The organism is Mycobacterium sp. E342 (assembly GCF_001667665.1).
GTDB lineage: Bacteria > Actinomycetota > Actinomycetes > Mycobacteriales > Mycobacteriaceae > Mycobacterium.
Genome location: NZ_LZJM01000010.1, coordinates 1 through 850 on the forward strand (window position 1 = coordinate 1; position 850 = coordinate 850).

Genomic DNA, 850 nt, shown 5'->3' on the forward strand with positions numbered 1-850 from the left:
GGGGTGACCCATTCGAGGGTTCCGGGCGCACCGAGGATGGATTTTCGGCCTTCAACCACCGCATCGTCAACGTCTCGTCCGTGAGCGATTGCGGAGTAGAAGCCCCGGGCGAAGTCGATCGCAGCGCGGTCGCTCACGCTGAACTGCATGGCGGCCACCGCGCTGATGCCGCCACGCACCAGAGCGGCGGCGGTTCCGGAGAACACATCCTGGGATCCTTCTTCGCCGGAAGAGCAGGAGTTCAACACCACCAGCCGAAGAGTGCCGTCGGGCTGATACAGCAGGTCGGCCAGTTGGTCGGCTCCCACCAAATTCGCCTGGCCGCCTTCACCAACCAGGGCGATTTGACCCTGATCCGTGGTCGTGTCGTAGTCGCCGTGGCCGATGAAGTGCAGCACATGCCACTTTCTGGGCGCTAACAACTTATCCTGCACATCATCCCAACTGGCCTGCACCAGCCACTCCAGTTTGATCAAGCCTTCGCCGATCGGGGCCGCCAGGGCATCGGAGAGATGCTCCTGCTCAGCAGCAACATCCAAAGCGGGCATCCCGCGCGGTGAGGCGACCAGACCCAGCACCCGCAGGGGAGGGGTCACCTTCAAAGGTTCGGGGGTAAAGGGAGCGGGCACGTGCCGCACCAGCGGCTCCTTGCGGCAGATGTACGCGTCGATCTCGGCATCAAACAACGCCTCCCACGGCAGTGCGGCAAGCTGCGGTGCGGTCAGGCGCAGCACCACCCGCAACGGTTCACCGCGCTGCTGCGCAACACCCAGGCTGGCCCGATAGGAGCCCAACACCGGACCGCTAAACAGCGTCTCGAACAACTGCCGTCCCACTTCACGCAGCCGCT

1 protein-coding gene is annotated in these 850 nt (G+C 64.2%); it reads right to left on the reverse strand.

From position 1 onward, the window contains the following. Positions 1–824, reverse strand: an 824-nt coding sequence (locus A5692_RS00640) for a CHAT domain-containing protein (protein ID WP_197514301.1), incomplete at its 3' end; no start/stop codon positions are given. Positions 825–850: the final 26 nt, after the last annotated feature.